At 70.6% G+C, this 17,868-nt stretch carries 15 protein-coding genes and 2 tRNA genes; 4 read left to right on the plus strand and 13 right to left on the minus strand.

The window, feature by feature from the left end:
- Positions 1 to 7: 7 nt before the first annotated feature.
- Complete coding sequence (locus V2J85_RS15485; RefSeq protein ID WP_261956714.1) at positions 8 to 778, minus strand: DUF881 domain-containing protein; 771 nt, start codon at positions 776 to 778, stop codon at positions 8 to 10.
- A gap of 121 nt (positions 779 to 899) precedes the next feature.
- Between V2J85_RS15485 and crgA the strand changes: the two genes are divergently transcribed.
- Complete coding sequence (gene crgA, locus V2J85_RS15490) at positions 900 to 1,154, plus strand: cell division protein CrgA (protein WP_030412295.1); 255 nt, start codon at positions 900 to 902, stop codon at positions 1,152 to 1,154.
- Between the two features lie 236 nt (positions 1,155 to 1,390).
- Here the strand turns inward: crgA and V2J85_RS15495 are convergent, their stop codons facing one another.
- On the minus strand, positions 1,391 to 2,308 hold the full coding sequence (locus V2J85_RS15495; RefSeq protein WP_330821912.1) for a rhomboid family intramembrane serine protease: 918 nt from the start codon (positions 2,306 to 2,308) through the stop codon (positions 1,391 to 1,393).
- Between the two features lie 205 nt (positions 2,309 to 2,513).
- Positions 2,514 to 3,041: a peptidylprolyl isomerase gene (locus tag V2J85_RS15500; protein ID WP_330821913.1), complete on the minus strand. Its 528-nt coding sequence runs from the start codon at positions 3,039 to 3,041 to the stop codon at positions 2,514 to 2,516.
- Between the two features lie 301 nt (positions 3,042 to 3,342).
- Here V2J85_RS15500 and V2J85_RS15505 point away from each other — a divergent pair, with 301 nt between their 5' ends.
- Entirely contained in the window at positions 3,343 to 4,056 is a 714-nt protein-coding gene (locus V2J85_RS15505) for a DUF5324 family protein (RefSeq protein WP_330821914.1), read from the plus strand.
- Positions 4,057 to 4,242: 186 nt separating this feature from the next.
- Here the strand turns inward: V2J85_RS15505 and V2J85_RS15510 are convergent.
- Positions 4,243 to 4,315: transfer RNA gene (locus tag V2J85_RS15510), tRNA-Ala, on the minus strand.
- 127 nt (positions 4,316 to 4,442) lie between these two features.
- Between V2J85_RS15510 and V2J85_RS15515 the strand changes: the two genes are divergently transcribed.
- Both V2J85_RS15515 and V2J85_RS15520 read left to right on the plus strand, forming a co-directional pair.
- Entirely contained in the window at positions 4,443 to 4,991 is a 549-nt protein-coding gene (locus tag V2J85_RS15515; RefSeq protein WP_030412291.1) for a helix-turn-helix domain-containing protein, read from the plus strand.
- 41 nt (positions 4,992 to 5,032) lie between these two features.
- A complete protein-coding gene (locus V2J85_RS15520; protein WP_330821915.1) occupies positions 5,033 to 6,412 on the plus strand; it encodes a serine/threonine-protein kinase in 1,380 nt (459 codons plus the stop codon).
- A 31-nt stretch (positions 6,413 to 6,443) separates the two neighbouring features.
- Here the strand turns inward: V2J85_RS15520 and V2J85_RS15525 are convergent, their stop codons facing one another.
- The 9 genes from V2J85_RS15525 to recF form a co-directional block, all read right to left on the minus strand.
- Entirely contained in the window at positions 6,444 to 7,781 is a 1,338-nt protein-coding gene (locus V2J85_RS15525; RefSeq protein WP_330821916.1) for a hypothetical protein, read from the minus strand.
- A 32-nt stretch (positions 7,782 to 7,813) separates the two neighbouring features.
- The gene (locus tag V2J85_RS15530; protein WP_330821917.1) at positions 7,814 to 9,751 is read right to left on the minus strand and encodes a vWA domain-containing protein; all 1,938 of its coding nucleotides are present in this window, start codon (positions 9,749 to 9,751) and stop codon (positions 7,814 to 7,816) included.
- Between the two features lie 242 nt (positions 9,752 to 9,993).
- Positions 9,994 to 10,128, minus strand: a complete 135-nt coding sequence (locus V2J85_RS15535; protein WP_003958712.1) for a DLW-39 family protein — start codon at positions 10,126 to 10,128, stop codon at positions 9,994 to 9,996.
- A gap of 190 nt (positions 10,129 to 10,318) precedes the next feature.
- Positions 10,319 to 10,392, minus strand: a tRNA-Ile gene (locus tag V2J85_RS15540).
- Between the two features lie 88 nt (positions 10,393 to 10,480).
- A complete protein-coding gene (locus tag V2J85_RS15545; protein ID WP_261956707.1) occupies positions 10,481 to 11,182 on the minus strand; it encodes a DUF3566 domain-containing protein in 702 nt (233 codons plus the stop codon).
- Positions 11,183 to 11,197: 15 nt separating this feature from the next.
- On the minus strand, positions 11,198 to 13,792 hold the full coding sequence (gyrA, locus tag V2J85_RS15550) for a DNA gyrase subunit A (RefSeq protein ID WP_261956706.1): 2,595 nt from the start codon (positions 13,790 to 13,792) through the stop codon (positions 11,198 to 11,200).
- Between the two features lie 50 nt (positions 13,793 to 13,842).
- On the minus strand, positions 13,843 to 15,900 hold the full coding sequence (gene gyrB, locus V2J85_RS15555) for a DNA topoisomerase (ATP-hydrolyzing) subunit B (RefSeq protein ID WP_315975470.1): 2,058 nt from the start codon (positions 15,898 to 15,900) through the stop codon (positions 13,843 to 13,845).
- A gap of 298 nt (positions 15,901 to 16,198) precedes the next feature.
- Entirely contained in the window at positions 16,199 to 16,732 is a 534-nt protein-coding gene (locus tag V2J85_RS15560; protein WP_261956705.1) for a DciA family protein, read from the minus strand.
- Positions 16,729 to 17,865 carry a DNA replication/repair protein RecF gene (gene recF, locus V2J85_RS15565; protein ID WP_261956704.1) on the minus strand — a complete coding sequence of 379 codons (1,137 nt, stop codon included), beginning with the start codon at positions 17,863 to 17,865 and terminating at the stop codon, positions 16,729 to 16,731. The genes V2J85_RS15560 and recF overlap by 4 nt, the downstream gene beginning before the upstream one ends.
- Between the last annotated feature and the right edge of the window lie 3 nt (positions 17,866 to 17,868).

A 17,868-nucleotide genomic window follows, 5' to 3' on the forward strand; every position in this document is an offset into this window, starting at 1 on the left:
GCACGGCTTACGGCTTCACAGGCTGTGCGTAGTGGAGATCCACTGTGCCGGAGTAGCCGGGCAGAGTCACCGCCTCGCGCTGGTCGACTTTCCAGCCCAGGCCGTAGGCGTTGACGTACTGCAGGTAGTTCTGGATGGCGGGGGAGGCGGTCAGCGCGTTGGTGAGCGCCTCGCGGTCGCCGACCGCGGTGATCTTGTACGGCGGGGAGTAGACCCGGCCCTGGAGGATCAGGGTGTTGCCGACGCAGCGGACCGCGCTGGTGGAGATCAGCCGCTGGTCCATGACCTTGATGCCCTTGGCGCCGCCGTGCCACAGGGCGTTGACCACGGCCTGGAGGTCCTGCTGGTGGATGACCAGGTCGTTGGGCTGCGGCTCGGGGACGCCGGGGATCTTGGCGGTGGCGTTCGGCGGGGCGTCCATGAGCGTGACCGTCACGCCCTGGCCGGACACCGGCTTGGTGCCGGCGCTCTTCTCCAGCGCCCGCAGCTTGGCGTCCTCGGCCTTGGAGCTGCCGTTGTCGCGCCGGGCGAGGCCGTCGACCTCCTCGCGCAGGGTGGCGTTGCGGTCGTCCTGGACGCCGTTCTTGTGGCTGCGTTCCTGGATGAGGTCGGAGAGGCGCAGCATGGAGTCGTCGGAGCGCAGGTTGGTGCCCCGCGCGGTGTCGAAACTCAGCCAGAACAGCAGCCCGGCGAGTGCGAAGACCACGAGCGTCAGCAGCCGGACGGGCCGCAGACGGGCACGGCGGGGAAGGCCGGAGGGGTCGGCGGGATTGCTCAACGTACCCTTACTCCTTACGACGCCGCGGAAGCACTACGCTAACGGACGCCCGGGAAAGGAATCCGACCCCATCGCGTCCGCGCCCGGCGCACACCGCAGCGCATCGACAGGAGAGTTCCTCGTGCCGAAGTCACGGATCCGCAAGAAGGACGATTTCACGCCGCCGCCGGCGAAGACCACCAACCTGAAGATGAACTCCGGTCGGGGTTGGGTGGCGCCTGTGATGCTGGCGATGTTCCTGATCGGTCTTGTGTGGATCGTGCTGTTCTACGTGTCCGAGGGCGATCTGCCGATCGCGGCCATGGGCAACTGGAACATCGTCTGCGGCTTCGGCTTCATCGCGGTGGGCTTCGGCGTATCCACTCAGTGGAAGTAGCGCAAGCCCTGCCCAAGGCCATCCACACGGTTATCCACAGCCGGGGAAAACTTCAGAAGATCTGTGGATAACCCTCCGGCGGTTGACGCCGGTGTGATCGGCCGGGCCCTCGGACCCGGCCGCCTCCTCCCCGCTCCTTCCTGCGGAAACGCAGGTCACAGCGGTCCGGAAGCAGAGTTCCGCACAGCTTGCACAAGATCGGCCACGCACTGTGGACAACGTGTGGGTGACGGCCCTCAGCCCACCAGCTGGAGGGTCCGTACCCACACCACCGCGGCGATCGCCAGCACCGCCACCGCACACGTCGCCACATGCACCGCGTTCCGGCGGTCACGCGGTGCGTGCACCATCCCGAACGCCACCGCGGCGCCCACGATCAGCCCGCCGACGTGCGCCTGCCAGGCGATGTGCGGCCACAGGAACGTGAAGCCCAGGTTGAGGGCGAGCAGGATCAGCACCGGCTTCATGTCGTAGTTCAGCCGGCGCATCAGCACCGCGGTCGCCCCCAGCAGCCCGAAGATCGCGCCGGAGGCACCCAGCGAGGGCTGGTTCTGGGCGGCGAGGAGGTACGACAGGGCGCTGCCGCCCAGGCCGGAGAGCAGGTACAGAGCGGTGAACCGCAGCCGGCCGAGCGCCGCCTCCAGCGGTGGGCCCAGCCACCACAGCGAGAGCATGTTGAACGCGATGTGCGCGACCTGCTGGTGCAGGAACATCGCGGTCAGCAGGCGGTACCACTCGCCCTCGGCGACCCCGACGAGCTGGTAGCGGGCCGGGTCGAAGGCCAGGCCCAGCAGATCGAGCCGGTCGGGCAGCGGGCTCGTCGGGCCGCCGGTTGCCAGCACGGCCACGAACACCGCGGCGTTCAGCCCCAGCAGGATCTTGGTGATCAGCCGCCGGTCGGCCGCGACCGTGCCGCCCGCGAGCGTGCGCGGGGCGGTCGCCCGCGGGGAATGGCCGGTGCCGCTGCCGCCGCGTACGCAGTCCGGGCACTGGAACCCGACCGAGGCGCTGACCATGCACTCGGGGCAGATCGGGCGGTTGCACCGGGTACAGCGGATGCCGCTGGGACGGTCCGGGTGGCGGTAGCAGCCGGGCAGGCCGTCGTCGCCCCGCGCGTCCTGCGGCTCCTGCGGGCTGCCTGGCACCTGGTCCATCGGTCCCCTCGTCCTCTTCAACGTCCACCGGGCGGCATCGAAAAACACGGGCATCGAAACACACCGCCCCTCCCGCCCGCCGCCCGACCACCACCCCCGGACGAGCTGCGCGCCCCGCCTGATGTACGTCCAGGCGGGGCGCAATGGTTCCCCGGACGGGGCCGGGGCGCAATGGTTCCCGGGCCGGGCCCGGCGGCACCGTGGGTCAGCGGGTCTCGACGACCACCGACTCGATCACCACGTCCTGGACCGGACGGTCGGTGCGCGGGTTGGTCTGGGTGGTGGCGATGGCGTCCACGACCTTCTTGCTGGCCTCGTTGCTGACCTCGCCGAAGATGGTGTGCTTGCCGGTCAGCCAGGCGGTCGGGGAGACCGTGACGAAGAACTGGGAGCCGTTGGTGCCCGGGCCGGCGTTGGCCATGGCCAGCAGGTACGGCTTGTCGAAGGCCAGGTCGGGGTGGAACTCGTCGCCGAACTCGTAGCCCGGGCCGCCGGTGCCGTTGCCCAGCGGGTCGCCGCCCTGGATCATGAAGCCGCTGATCACCCGGTGGAAGACGGTGCCGTCGTACAGCGGGGCGGTGGTCTTCTGCCCGGTCTCCGGGTTCGTCCACTCCCGCTCACCCTTGGCGAGCTCGACGAAGTTCTTGACCGTCTTGGGTGCGTGGTTCGGCAGGAGCCGAATCTCGATGTCGCCCTGGTTCGTCTTCAGGGTGGCGTACAGCTGCTCAGCCACGATCAACCTTCCATGAGTCTTTGCTGACGGGCCCCCGATCCTCGCACGAAGAACCCCTCCCGGCGCCGGACCACCACCTCTTACCGGGCTTCGCACTGATTTCGGGCGCGGTCGGCGGCAAAGCGTGGCATCGTCGTCCACAGAGCTCCGGAAGTGTCCGGTATTGACCCGTATGCCACCTTGCGCATGCCGTATGTCGCGCGAACGGGCATGATCTTCCAACGGGTGGACAGGCGACATAGCAGACAAGGGGAACCGACCCCCCGAGCCCCCCGGACACGCCACCGAGGAGGAGGATCCCGTGACCCGCAAGGACAGCGTGCGCACCGCGACCAGTTCGGCCAGGGACAGCGTGCGGCACGCCGCGGAGGCGGTGGCTCCGTATGCCGGTACGGCCAAGGATGCCGCCGTGCACTACGCGCACGAGGCCCGTACGCGCATGGCCCCCAAGGTGGCCGAGGCCGCCCACCAGGCCCGAGTGCAGTACGACGCCCATCTGCACCCGCGCATCGAGCACGCCCGCGGCGCCCTGCCGCCCAAGGTGGACGCGGCGGCGAACCGGGCGGCGCGCCGGACCCGCAAGGCGGCCCGCCAGGCCGCCGACTACACCGCACCACGGCTGGAGCACGCCGTGAGCAGTGCCCGCGCCGCGACCGATCCGGTACGCGAGGAAGCCGTGGCCCGCGGTACCGCCGCGCTCGCCGCGCTGCGCGGCCAGGTGACCGCCAAGGAGATCGCCAAGCTCCAGAAGAAGCACTGCCGCCGCGCCCGGCGGGGCAAGCTCGTCAAGCGCCTCACCGTGCTGGGCGTCCTTGCCGCCGGTGCGGTCGTCGCATGGAAGTGGTGGGACAAGCAGGCCAACCCGGACTGGCTGGTCGAGCCGCCGGCCCCCACCGAGGTCGGCGACCGCGGCGGGCTGAGCGCGGTCGACGGCAGCGAGGGTGCCGCGCTCGATCCCGAGGTCCAGGCCAAGCAGGAAGAGGCCGATGAGCGCGGCGGGGGCAGCACGGCCTGACGCCGGGCACCGCCACAGCACACCGGGCCGCGTCCCCACCCCGTCCGCGGGGCGGCGGGCGCGGCCCGTTCGCCTGCCGGCGTCCGCCGGCCCCGCACGCGGACGGCGATGATGGCCCGTCAATCCCCCAGGGCAGCAAAAAACCCTTCTGACCAGCAATGACGCCGACCGGAAGGGCTTGGGGAGTGGAGCCTAGGGGAGTCGAACCCCTGACATCTGCCATGCAAAGACAGCGCTCTACCAACTGAGCTAAGGCCCCTTCGCGCACCAGGGTACCCGGTGTCCGGGCGCTTTCCCGACCGGGTATCGCCGCACACCGTCGCTCTCCGTAGGATGCTTCGCGAGATTCGCGGCAGCGAAGCGATCGGGGAGACAGGGGAGACGGTATGGACGCAGCACAGCAGGAAGCCACCGCGCGGGCCCGGGAGCTGCAGCGCAGTTGGTACGGGGAGCCTCTGGGCGCGCTGTTCCGCCGACTCATCGACGACCTCGGCCTCAACCAGGCCCGGCTCGCCGCCGTGCTCGGGCTCTCGGCCCCGATGCTCTCCCAGCTGATGAGCGGGCAGCGGGCGAAGATAGGCAACCCGGCCGTGGTGCAGCGGGTCCAGGCGCTGCAGGAGCTGTCGGGCCAGGTCGCGGACGGCAGCGTCAGCGCCGCCGAGGCCACCGACCGCATGGACGAGATCAAGAAGACGGCCGGCGGCTCGGTGCTGAACAACACCGCGCAGCAGACGTCGTCGACGGGGGCGACCACGGTCCGCCGGGTGGTCCGCGAGATCCAGTCGCTGCTGCGCTCGGTCTCCGACGCCGGGGACATCATCGATGCCGCGAACACCCTCGCCCCCACTCACCCCGAACTGGCAGAGTTCCTCCGGGTCTACGGTGCCGGTCGCACCGCGGACGCGGTCGCCCACTACGAGGCGCACCAGAGTTAGCCACAGGGGACTTCGCGGGTACAGGAAGCGGACGGGGCGCAATGGGTGAGATCTTCGCCGGCCGGTACGAGCTGATCGACCCGATCGGGCGCGGCGGGGTGGGCGCGGTCTGGCGCGCCTGGGACCACCGGCGGCGGCGCTATGTGGCGGCGAAGGTGCTCCAGCAGAGCGATGCGCACACGCTGCTGCGCTTCGTCCGTGAACAGGCACTGCGGATCGACCATCCGCATGTGCTGGCCCCGGCGAGCTGGGCGGCGGACGACGACAAGGTGCTGTTCACCATGGACCTGGTGAGCGGCGGCTCGCTGGCCCATCTGACCGGCGATTACGGGCCCCTGCCGGCGCGGTTCGTGTGCACGCTGCTGGACCAGCTGCTGGCCGGGCTGACCGCGGTGCACGCCGAGGGCGTGGTGCACCGCGACATCAAGCCGGCGAACATCCTGCTGGAGGCCACCGGCACCGGCCGTCCGCATCTGCGGCTGTCGGACTTCGGCATCGCGATGCGCAAGGGCGAGCCGCGGCTGACCGAGGCCAACTACGTGGTGGGGACGCCCGGTTACTTCGCTCCGGAGCAGCTGCTGGGTGCCGAACCGGACTTCCCCGGCGACCTGTTCGCGGTCGGACTGGTCGCGATCTACCTGCTCACCGGCGTCAAACCGGATCCGGAGGCGCTGATCGGGCACTTCGCCGACGGGATCCCGAACGCGCCCGAGGGCGTACCGGAACCGCTGTGGCAGGTGCTGGCGTCCCTGGTGCACCCGAACCCGGACGCGCGGTTCAAGACGGCCACCGGGGCGCGCAAGGCGATCCTGTCGGTGGTCGAGCTGCTGCCGGAGGCGACGGTCGAGGACGAGGTCGTCGAGGTCTTCGACCACATCGGGCCGCTGCCGGCCGGCTTCGGGCCGGACGGGCCGCTGGCGACCGACGGGCCGGACGAGCCCACGCAGGACGACGGACCCGCGGCGGCCGGTGCCGGGACGGCCGGTTCCGGGACGGCCGGTGCCGGGACGGCCGGGCGCGGCACCCTCACCGGCCCCGGGGCGGCCGGGCGGAGCTCCTTCGCCGGTACCGACAGCTTCCCGCTCGCCCCGCCGGAACCGCGCACCCCGCCGGAGCCGACCACCCCGCCGACGCCCGCTCCCCTGCCCCGGCCGGTCCCCGCGACGCCCCCGCCGCCTCCGGTGCCGGCGTACGAACCGACCGCCGCGGTCCGCCCCGAGGCGGCCGCCACCCGTCCCTACACGGCGGGCCCGCACCTGGTCCCCGGGCAGCCGCCGGCCGGTGTGCCGGCCGCCGCTCCGGCCGTGGCGCCGCCCGCCCCGTACCGCAAGCCGGGACCGCCCCCGAAGGTCGCGGTCCCGGTGCTGATCGTGGCGCTGCTGTGCATCGCGGTCGGCGTCTGGGCGCTGCTCTCGGCCTGAGGCCGCGCCCGGACCGTCCGGACCCCGCGACTCACCGGCCTCCCGGAGGGCCGAACTGTCGCTCCTCCAACGACCGTTGAGCCGGCGGGCCGGCCGCCGCGGACCGCCTGGCCACCAGCGTCCACGCCCCGAGCCCGGTCAGCAGCACCACGCCCGTGCCGATCCCGGCGTACGCGACCGTCATCAGGGTGCCGCTCCGCGCCGAGTCCTCCTGTGCGCTGCGGCCGTTCCGCGCTGCCTCCCGGTCGTCGGGTGTGACGGAGAAGTCCTGGGTGGGGGAGGCGTATTCAGGGCCGGGCTTGGGCTTCTGGCGGACGTCCACCCGCAGCGTGAGGTCGGCGCCCTTGGCGAAGTACGGGGCGGTGTTGGGGTTGAGGCTCACTTCCAGGTAGTACCAGCCGGCGAAACGCATCGCGCTGACCGCGTCGGTCGGGTTGAAGCGGTTGCCGTAGTCGACGGGGGCGGTGAACTTCTTCGCGGCGGCCCCGTTGTCGTACGCGACGAAACTGTCGTTGCCGACCGCACCACGGGCCGGGTTGTAGACGCTCAGCCCGAGCGCGTTGGCGAGGAAACGCGAGGTGCCGGTGGTCGAGTTGGGCAGCTCCGCGCTGAGGTTGAGTTGCTGGCCCCAGTCCACCGGAACGCGGTAGAAGCGGGTCTCGCCCGGCTCGATGTGGTCCTTCCACACGCCGGTGGCGACCGGGCCCGCGTCGTTGAAACCGGTGCCGCCCTTGGCCCGGCGCTTGGTGGGGGCGGTCCGTGCAGGGGGCGTGGCGGTGGACCAGGTGCCCGGCTGCGGACGAGGAGGGGTACTGCCCTTGATCGGGGGCTCCTCCAGGTAGTCCAGCTCGACCGGCCAGGCGTCGGGCCCCGAGGTCACGGATCCCTCCCGGGTGAGCACGACGAAGTACGGCCCGGCCTTCTGGCACTGGGTGCGGTCGCTACCGATGCGGCGGGTGGCGTAGTCGGCGATCGGATACGCCATTCCGCCGCCGTGGAAGGACGGTGTCGCATCCGTGCCGCAGGGCTGGCCGCTGCTGTCCTGGACGCTGACGGTGAACTGGTCCTTGTAGTCCTCGACCTTGGTGCCGGGCCGGGGCGCGGCGACCACCGAGAAGTAGGCATTGGTCGTGGCGTCGAGGGTGACCGCGTAGTACTTCTGCTGGCCGCGCCGAAGAGTGTCGGTGTGCAGCCCGGGCTTGAGCTCGGGGGCGTCCGCCCGGCTGGGGCTGCCCTTGACCGCCGTGGCGTCGTCCGCCGTCCGGTAGCCGGGCACGGTCGCGGCCGAGGCCACGCCCACCGCCCCGGGCAGTACGGCGACCGCGGCCAGCGCCGTCAGCGCGGCGGCCGCCCGTCCGCCGTGTTTCACGTGAAACACGGTCCGCCTCGCCGTGCGTACGGTCACCACGAGCCACCCCTCTTCGGATCCGAATTCCCGCCGCCGGCCGACGGTTTCCGGCGGGCCCGTACGTAGGCCAGTGCCAGACCGGCCAGCAACAGGACCCCCACTGCACCGACGGCAACGGCCACGACGCGTCCTGTGGACCATCCTCCACCGTCCTGTGCGGCACCGTCCGTCCGGGCCCCGGGAGTCCGCCCGGAGGCAGCACCGGTGACGGTGGCCGCGCCGGCCTCGGGACCGGCCTTCTCCTTGCCCAGCACCGCGACCCTCAGCACCACACCGATGCGCGGGTTCTGGGCGATCTCGGCGGCCTTGGCGCCCAGCGTCACGGCGAGGTAGAAGTCGCCCTTCTGGTGCACGGGAATGACGTTGGGGTGGCCTTCGTAGCGGTTGGTCCAGGCGACCGGGACAGTGCCCATGGCGAGCGAGGCCGGCCGCCCGTCGTACGGCACCGAGACGTCGAACTCCCCGGTGCCGCTGCCGACCGGCGTACGGGCCGGCGTGTAGACCTGGGTGCCACCGAACGAGGTGGTGGCGCTGTGGCCCCTCACCGTCGGTTCGTTGGCGAACTCCACGTCGTAGCGCAGCTGCTGTCCCCAGCCGACCGGAACCTTGTACCAAAGGGTCTGGGCCGGAAGGAGCCTGTCCCGCCAGACGCCCGGGTGCAAGGTGCGCGCGTCGTTGAAGCCGGTGCCGCCGGTGACGTCCCGGGGCTCGCTGGTGGGCAGGGTCGCGTCCTTGCCCCCCGCGCCGTACTCGGGCTCCGACTGTGCGGGGGTGACGCCCTTCGTCAGTCGTGGTTCCACGTGAAACGTCAGCTCCATCGGCCAGCGCGCGGCGTCCGAACCCTCGGCGGCCTTGCGCTCGACGACCAGCCAGTACCGGCCCGCCTTGTCGCAGGTACCTGTGCCCGTCTCCGAGGGGACCCGGCTGACGGCGGACGTCAGTGGCGTGGCGCCCTCCGACTGCCCGAACATCGCGGTACTGGACTCACAGGCGCTGTCGGTGCTGTAGGCGATCCGGGTGCGCACGGTGTCGAGGAGGCCGACGGTCGCCCCGGCCTGCGGCACCACGGTCGCCGAGAAATCGGCCGTCGAGGCGGCGTCCAGATCGACCGCGTAGAAGCGCTCCTCGTTGGGCCCGATGGAGTCCAGGTACTGACCGGGAACGAGGTGCGGGGCGCTGCTCTTCGTCGCCGTGCCGCGGACCTGCTTCCCCTTGAACCGGTAGCCCTCCGCGGAGAGTTGGCCGGCCCGCTGGAGCTGGCGGGCGAGCGCCCGGGCGTCCGGGGCGTCGTAGTAACGGCCGTTGCCGGCCTTGGCGATGCATTCCAGCTGTGCGCGGGCCTTGCCGGCCACCTGGAAACCGATGGCGTCGATGTGCAGATCGACGCCGGACGCGGCGAGTTGGGCCGCGACCTTGCACGGCGGCGGTGCCTGGCAGTTGTCCTCGCCGTCGGAGATCAGCAGGATCGTGCGCTTGCCGACCGAGCCGCCGGCCGGCCGGGGAAGGTCATCGGCCGCCTTGCGCAGCGACAGCCCGATGGGGGTGTCGCCCTTCGGCCGGACGCCCGCGACGGCCCGCTTCAACCCCGCCCGGTCGAGCGCGCCGACCGGCCGGACGAGCCGGGTGTCGTCGCAGCCCTTGGGTTTGTCGGCGCCGTAGACCCGCAACCCGGTCGGATAGCCGTCCGGCAGGGCGTCCACGACGGCGCCCACGGCCTTACGGGCGGCGGCGATCCGGGTGCTGCCGGCCCCGTCACTCCCGCTCATCGAGCCGGAGGAGTCGAGCACCATCACCATGCCGCTGCCCGCCGCGGCCGGCGCCGCCTCGGCTGTCCCCGCGGCGATGGCCTGAAACGGTGCGGCTACGGCGGCCAGGGCCAGCATCAGCCCGCCGAGCAACGCCACCGCCCCTCTGCGTGGTCGGTGTGCCATGCCTTGTTCCCCCTGGAGTCCTGCTGGTTACGTCACAGACAGAATCTTTGCTTATGCAAGCTAATGGTGTGCGATAGCAAACTCAAGAGGATCACTGTCACGGTCCCGCAACGACGATCAGCCACCCCGGCCCACTCCCCGGCACCCCCTCGCACCCCGCCCCGCCCGCCCCCGGACATACGAAACCCCGACTGCCACCGGGCAATCGGGGTTCGTACGAACTTGCTGTACGTAGGTGGGTCTCAGACACCCGAACCTGCGGGCACGGAGTCGGTCGCCTCCGTCCACAGATCCTGCTCGGCGCGATCCGCCTGGATCTGGCGGTACACGAGGAGCCCGCCGATGGCGGCCAGTGCGACCAGGAGAAGCTTCTTCACCGCGCGACCTCGTCTTTCGTTGACGTAGGGGACCTATGTCGGCCGATGATACACACCGGCCGATACCGATCGGTTACCTAGCTCGCAGTCGGCAACACCTCGTTCGCGGGCGCCCGCCGCGAGCCAACTTCCGCACCGGAACAACGAATCGGCCCGGCGGGGAGTTCCCCGGCCGGGCCGATCGGTGCGGTGCGGCTACCAGGACTTGAACCTGGGGCCTCTTCCTTATCAGGGAAGCGCTCTAACCGTCTGAGCTATAGCCGCGCGTTCGCTGCACCGAAAGATTAGCGCACTTCAGAGGCGTTCCCAAAATCGGTTCCGGGAGCCCCCCGGACGCCCCGTCGTGCGGGCCTCATTCGTCCTCGGCGAGGGTCAGCTCCACGCCCCCGACGAACCCGGCCGAGAGGTTGTAGATGAAGGCGCCGAGGGTGGCCAGCGCGGTCGCCAGCACCACGTCGATCACCGCGATGATCCCGGTGAACAGCAGCACCCGCGGCAGCGACAGGAACGTCTGCAGATCGAAGCCGCCGCCGTCGCCGGAGCCGGTGGCCTCGCTGATCGTCCCGCCGACCGTGGAGAAGACGCCCATCGCGTTCATGACCATCCACAGCACCGAGACGGCCACGACCGTGCAGATGCCCAGCGCGATGGAGAGCAGGAAGCTGACCTTCATCACCGACCACGGATCGGCCCGCGCGACCCGCAGCCGGGCCTTGCGCGTCCGCGGGGCCGTAGCGGCGCCCGTACGGGGCTTGCGGACCGTCTGGGGCCCGCCGCCCTGCCCACCGGCGGTGGAATACGCCTGGGGCGGCTGGTACGGCGCTTGCGGGCCCTCTGCGGCCTGCTGGGCCGGATCCTGCGGCCGGGGCTGCGGCTGCGGCTGTGGCTGGCGGGTGTCGCTCACGGGTCCCCCCTGGTGCGCGCCCTCGTGTCGGGGGCCGTCGGCAGAAATGGCGGAGCCACGGGCGCTGTCCTCCGTCACGGTCGCGGGTCCCGACGGGGAGTCCTTCCCGACTCCCCGTCCACCCGCCGCAGCGCCCGTGGCTCCACTCATGACCTACTCCTCGTGCTACTCCGCCGGGGGCTCGGTCACCTCTGCCGCCTCGGTCCCGGGCTCCTCCCCGTCGACCTCTTCGGCTTCCCGGCCGGCCTCGGCGTTCCGTGCGATGCCCACGACGGCATCGCGCTTGCCCAGGTTGATCAGTTGGACGCCCATGGTGTCACGGCCGGTCTCCCGGACTTCGTTGACCCGCGTGCGGATCACGCCACCGCCGAGCGTGATGGCCAGGATCTCATCGGTCTCCTCGACGACCAGCGCGCCGACCAGCGAACCCCGGTCCTCGACGATCTTGGCGGCCTTGATGCCCAGACCGCCGCGGCCCTGGACGCGGTACTCGTCGACCGCGGTGCGCTTGGCGTATCCGCCGTCCGTGGCCGTGAAGACGTAGGTGTTCGCGCGGACCACGTTCATCGAGAGCAGCTCGTCGCCCTCGCGGAAGCTCATGCCCTTCACACCGGAGGTCGCCCGGCCCATCGGCCGCAGCGCCTCGTCGGACGCGGTGAAGCGGATCGACTGGGCCTTCTTGCTGATCAGCAGCAGGTCGTCGGTCTCCGAGACCAGCTCGGCGCCGATCAGCTCGTCGTCCGAGCCGTCCTCCTGCTCGCGCAGGTTGATCGCGATGACGCCACCGGACCGCGGCGAGTCGTAGTCCTTGAGCGGCGTCTTCTTCACCAGGCCGGCCTTCGTGGCGAGGACCAGGTACGGCGCGGCCTCGTAGTCGCGGATCGCCAGGATCTGCGCGATCTGCTCGTCCGGCTGGAAGGCGAGCAGGTTGGCGACGTGCTGACCGCGGGCGTCGCGGCCCGCGTCCGGCAGTTCGTAGGCCTTGGCGCGGTAGACCCGGCCCTTGTTCGTGAAGAACAGCAGCCAGTGGTGGGTGGTGGAGACGAAGAAGTGGTCGACGATGTCGTCTTCCTTGAGCTTCGTGCCCCGAACGCCCTTGCCGCCGCGCTTCTGCGAGCGGTAGTCGTCCGTCTTCGTGCGCTTCACATAGCCGCCACGGGTGATCGTGACGACGATGTCCTCCTCGGCGATGAGGTCCTCGATGGACATGTCGCCCTCGAAGGGCACCAGCTTGGAGCGCCGGTCGTCGCCGAACTTCTCGACGATCGCGGCGAGTTCCTCGCTGATGATCTGGCGCTGCCGCTCGGGGGAGGCCAGGATCTGGTTGTACTCGTTGATCTTGCGCTGCAGCTCGTCGTGCTCGGCGGTGATCTTCTGGCGTTCCAGGGCGGCCAGCCGGCGCAGCTGCATCTCCAGGATCGCGTTCGCCTGGATCTCGTCGATCTCCAGCAGGCCCATCAGGCCCTCGCGCGCGACCTCGACCGTCTCACTGCGCCGGATCAGCGCGATGACCTCGTCGATGGCGTCCAGGGCCTTGAGCAGACCGCGCAGGATGTGCGCCCGCTCCTCGGCCTTGCGCAGCCGGAACTTCGTCCGGCGGACGATGACCTCGATCTGGTGGGTGACCCAGTTGCGGATGAACGCGTCCAGGGAGAGCGTGCGCGGCACGCCGTCCACCAGGGCGAGCATGTTCGCACCGAAGTTGGTCTGCAGATCGGTGTGCTTGTAGAGGTTGTTGAGGACGACCTTGGCGACCGCGTCCCGCTTGAGGACGATCACCAGCCGCTGGCCGGTGCGCGAGGAGGTCTCGTCGCGGACGTCGGCGATGCCGCCGATCTTGCCGTCCTTCACCAGGTCGGCGATCTTCTGGGCGAGGTTGTCCGGGTTGACCTGGTAGGGCAGCTCGGTGACCACCAGGCACTGGCGGTTCTGGATCTCCTCGACCTCGACGACCGCGCGCATGGTGATCGAGCCGCGGCCGGTGCGGTAGGCCTCCTCGATGCCCTTGCGGCCCACCACCAGCGCGCCAGTGGGGAAGTCCGGGCCCTTGACCCGCTCGATCAGCGCGTCCAGCAGCTCCTCGGGGGAGGCCTCCGGGTGCTCCAGCGCCCACTGGGCACCGGCGGCGACCTCGCGGAGGTTGTGCGGCGGGATGTTCGTCGCCATGCCGACCGCGATACCGGCCGAGCCGTTGATCAGCAGGTTGGGGAAGCGCGACGGCAGGACCGTCGGCTCCTGGTTGCGGCCGTCGTAGTTGTCCTGGAAGTCGACGGTCTCCTCGTCGATGTCCCGGAGCATCTCCATCGACAGCGGCGCCATCTTGCACTCGGTGTACCGCATGGCCGCGGCCGGGTCGTTGCCCGGGGAGCCGAAGTTGCCGTTGGAGTCGACCAGCGGCATCCGCATCGACCATGGCTGCGCCAGACGGACCAGCGCGTCGTAGATGGAGGTGTCGCCGTGCGGGTGGTACGTACCCATGACGTCGCCGACGACGCGGGCGCACTTGTAGAAGCCCTTCTCGGGGCGGTACCCGCCGTCGTACATCGCGTACAGGACGCGGCGGTGGACGGGCTTGAGGCCGTCCCGGACGTCCGGCAGCGCACGCGAGACGATGACGGACATCGCGTAGTCGAGGTAGGAGCGCTGCATCTCCGTCTCGAGCCCGACGGGCTCGACGCGCATCCCGACGCCTTCGATGGCGGCGGGCGCGCCCTCGGCGGTCACGCCGTCCGGGGTCACAGGGGAATTCTCGTCGGCCATGGTGGTTCAAAGTCCTTTCGAGCTGCGGCTGTTGTTCGGGCCGACAGGGCTCAGATGTCGAGGAAGCGGACGTCCTTGGCGTTGCGCTGGATGAACGAGCGGCGTGCCTCGACGTCCTCGCCCATGAGCACCGAGAACAGGTCGTCGGCGCGGGCCGCGTCGTCCAGCGACACCTGGCCGAGCACACGGTGGTCGATGTCCATCGTCGTCACCCGCAGCTCCTCGGCGTTCATCTCGCCGAGACCCTTGAACCGCTGGATCGAGTCCTCACGGATCCGCTTGCCGTTCTGCTTGCCGAGCTCGACCAGCGCGTCCCGCTCCGAGTCGGAGTAGGCGTACTCGAAGTCGTCCCGGCCCCACTTGATCTTGTACAGCGGCGGGCGGGAGAGGTAGACGTGACCGGCCTCGACCAGCGGGCGCATGAAGCGGAACAGGAAGGTCAGCAGCAGGGTGTTGATGTGCTGGCCGTCGACGTCGGCGTCCGCCATCAAGATGATCTTGTGGTAGCGGAGCTTCTCGATGTCGAAGTCCTCGTGCACGCCCGTGCCGAAGGCCGAGATCAGCGCCTGGACCTCGTTGTTCTGCAGGATCTTGTCGACCCTGGCCTTCTCGACGTTGAGGATCTTGCCGCGGATCGGCAGGATCGCCTGGTACTCCGGGTTACGGCCGGACTTGGCCGAGCCGCCGGCGGAGTCACCCTCGACGATGAAGATCTCGCACTTGGTCGGGTCGTTGGACTGGCAGTCGCTCAGCTTGCCGGGCAGCGACGCGGTCTCCAGCAGGCCCTTACGGCGGGTCAGATCGCGCGCCTTACGGGCGGCCACCCGGGCGGTCGCCGCCTGGATGCCCTTGCGGATGATGTCCGCGGCCTCGTTGGGGTTGCGGTCCAGCCAGTCGTTGAGGTGCTCGTGGACCACCTTCTGGACGAAGGTCTTCACCTCGGTGTTGCCCAGCTTGGTCTTCGTCTGGCCCTCGAACTGCGGCTCGGCCAGCTTGACCGAGATGATCGCCGTCAGGCCCTCGCGGATGTCCTCGCCCGTGAGGTTGTCGTCCTTCTCGCGGAGCAGCTTCTTGTCGCGCGCGTAGCGGTTGATCAGGCCGGTCAGCGCGGCGCGGAAGCCCTCTTCGTGGGTGCCGCCCTCGTGGGTGTGGATGATGTTCGCGAAGCTGTAGACACCCTCGCTGTACTGGGTGTTCCACTGCATGGCGAGGTCGACGGAGAGGTTCCGCTCCTTGTCCTCGGCCTCCACCGAGACGACCGTCGGGTGGACCAGCTCGCCCTTGCGGGAGTTGAGGTACTTCACGAAGTCGACGATGCCGCCCTCGTAGTGGTACCGCACCGAGAGCGGCTTGCCGTCCTCGTCCACGTGGTCCGGGCGCTCGTCCTTGAGCGAGATGGTCAGCCCCTTGTTGAGGAACGCCATCTCCTGGAAGCGCCGGGACAGCGTCTCGAAGCTGTAGGTGGTGGTCTCGAAGATCTCGCCGTCGGCCCAGAAGGTGACCGAGGTGCCGTGCTCGTCGGTCGCCTCGTGCTGGGCCAACGGGGCGGTGGGCACGCCCTGCTTGTACTCCTGGGTCCAGCGGTAGCCGTCCGTGCAGATCTCGACCGCGACGCGGGTCGACAGGGCGTTCACGACGGACACGCCCACGCCGTGCAGACCACCGGAGACCGCGTACCCGCCGCCGCCGAACTTGCCGCCGGCGTGCAGGACGGTCAGCACGACCTCGACGGCCGGCTTGTTCTCGGACGGCACGATGCCGACGGGGATACCGCGGCCGTTGTCGACGACGCGCACGCCGCCGTCGGCCAGGATCGTCACGTCGATGGTGTCGGCGTGGCCCGCCAGCGCCTCGTCGACGGAGTTGTCGACGACCTCCTGCACGAGGTGGTGCAGACCGCGCTCACCGGTGGAGCCGATGTACATGCCGGGACGCTTGCGGACCGCGTCCAGGCCTTCGAGGACGGTGATCGCGCTGGCGTCGTACGACTTCTCCTCCGAGGAGTCGCCCATGGCGCCGGCAGGAACCCCCTCCTCTTCGGTAGAAGCCGTGTTGTTCTCGTTGAGGTCGCCGGAGTCGGCCACGAAGCGCCCTTTCTGGCACAGCACAAGCCCCTTCCGCGCCTGTGCGGGTCACCCCGGGAAAACAGGCGGGAGCGGCTGCGTCGTTCGACATGTTCCGCGAGTGGGCGGGATTGCTACCAGTGTACCGGTGGCGCCGACACTCATGGGGGTTTGCAGGCACCTGAGTCGTCATGTGCCGCCCTGAACCGCCGTCCGCCGACTCCCCATATTCGAGACGGGGCCCCAGGACGCTCAAACGGGCACTCAGCGCTTCCGGCTGTCAACCGGCGGCTACCGTGAGCGGAGTCTCACCCGCCGCAGTGGTTCACCCGTGTCCTACGGCCTATCCGTAGGTGTCGCCCGGACCCTTGCTGCCGGGCGCGCGCAGCGCTCCGTAACGGCGGGCGGGACCGCCCGGACCGAGCACCTTGAGCATCTTGACCGTGCCGTGGCCCAGGTCCTCGTTGAGCCGGGCCACCAGCTGGGGGGCGAGCAATCGCAGCTGGGTCGCCCACGCCGTGGAATCGCACTGCACGGTCAGCACCCGGGCGTCCTCGTCGTAGCGCTGCGGCTCGCAGTGCTGCGCCACCTCGGGGCCGACCAGCTGCGGCCAGCGGCCCATCACCCCGCCGACCGCGGCCGGGGTCTCCCAGCCGCGCTCCGTGATCAGCCGGTTGATCGCCGCACCGAGCGGCAGCGGATCGCGGCCGTCCGCCCGCGCGCCGGAGCGCAGGCCCCCGCGCCGGGCCTGCTTCTTCTGCTGCGCGGCCGCGCCCCGCGCCCGCGCCTGCTCCTTCGCGGCCACCAGCGCCTGCCGGGCCAGGTCCACGCCGGACAGCTCCGGGGGCTCGGGCCGGTCGGACTGCTGCTCGCTCACGGGGTCACCTTCTCGACGGCGCCGTCAAAGACCGCGTAGCGCGCCCCGACCAGCACCCCGGGCACGTCGTCGTCGACCGCCGCCGTCACCAGCACCTGCTCGCCCGGGGCCACCAGCTCCGCCAGCCGCTCCCGGCGCCGCGCGTCCAGCTCGGCGAAGACGTCGTCCAGGACCAGCACCGGTTCGTTGCCCTCGGCACGCAGCAGGTCGTACGAGGCCAGCCGCAGCGCCAGCGCGTACGACCAGGACTCGCCGTGGCTGGCGTAGCCCTTGGCCGGCAGCTGGCCGAGCTTCAGCACCAGGTCGTCGCGGTGCGGGCCGACCAGCGTCACCCCGCGCTCGATCTCCTGCTTGCGGGCCTCGCCGAGCGCGGCCAGCAGCACGCCGTACAGGTCCTCACGGGATGTCGCGCCGGCCATCGCCTCGCCCGCCGAGGGACGGTACTCCAGCGTCAACGGGCCGCCGCCCGGGGCGAGTTGCTCGTACGCCTTGTCGGCGAGCGGCTGCAGCGCGGCGATCAGGTCGAGGCGCTGCGCCAGCAGTTCGGCGCCGGCCCGGGCCAGATGCTGGTCCCACACGTCGAGCGTCGACAGGTCCATCTGCCGCCCGCCGTGCCGCCGCGCCAGCGCCGCGGTCTTGAGCAGGGTGTTGCGCTGCTTGAGGACGCGGTCGTAGTCGGCGCGCACCCCGGCCATCCGGGGCGAGCGCGCGGTGATCAGCTCGTCCAGGAACCGCCGGCGCTCGCCGGGGTCGCCCTTGACCAGCGCCAGGTCCTCCGGCGCGAACAGCACCGTCCGCACGATGCCCAGCACATCACGCGGTCTGACCTGCGAGGACCTGTTGATACGGGCGCGATTGGCCTTGCCGGGATTCAGCTCCAGCTCGATCAGCTGCTGCCGCTCGCCCTGCGCGACGGCGGCCCGGATGACCGCCCGCTCGGCGCCCATCCGCACCAGCGGCGCGTCCGAGGAGACCCGGTGGCTGCCGAGCGTGGCCAGATAGCCGACCGCCTCGACGAGATTGGTCTTGCCCTGCCCGTTGGGGCCCACGAACGCCGTGACGCCCGGATCGAGCGGGACCTCGACCCGGGCGTACGAGCGGAAGTCGGCGAGCGACAGATGCGTCACGTGCATGGC

Source organism: Streptomyces bugieae (genome assembly GCF_036352915.1).
Taxonomy (GTDB): Bacteria; Actinomycetota; Actinomycetes; order Streptomycetales; family Streptomycetaceae; genus Streptomyces; species Streptomyces endophytica.

What these genes read in the sequence shown, in the direction of transcription:
- V2J85_RS15495 (WP_330821912.1), bottom strand. Translation starts at nt 2,308, where the DNA reads ATGGACCAGGTGCCAGGCAGCCCGCAGGAGCCGCAGGACGCGCGGGGC.
- V2J85_RS15515 (WP_030412291.1), top strand. Translation starts at nt 4,443, where the DNA reads ATGGACGCAGCACAGCAGGAAGCCACCGCGCGGGCCCGGGAGCTGCAG.
- V2J85_RS15520 (WP_330821915.1), top strand. Translation starts at nt 5,033, where the DNA reads ATGGGTGAGATCTTCGCCGGCCGGTACGAGCTGATCGACCCGATCGGG.
- V2J85_RS15530 (WP_330821917.1), bottom strand. Translation starts at nt 9,751, where the DNA reads ATGGCACACCGACCACGCAGAGGGGCGGTGGCGTTGCTCGGCGGGCTG.
- V2J85_RS15545 (WP_261956707.1), bottom strand. Translation starts at nt 11,182, where the DNA reads ATGAGTGGAGCCACGGGCGCTGCGGCGGGTGGACGGGGAGTCGGGAAG.
- gyrA (WP_261956706.1), bottom strand. Translation starts at nt 13,792, where the DNA reads ATGGCCGACGAGAATTCCCCTGTGACCCCGGACGGCGTGACCGCCGAG.
- recF (WP_261956704.1), bottom strand. Translation starts at nt 17,865, where the DNA reads ATGCACGTGACGCATCTGTCGCTCGCCGACTTCCGCTCGTACGCCCGG.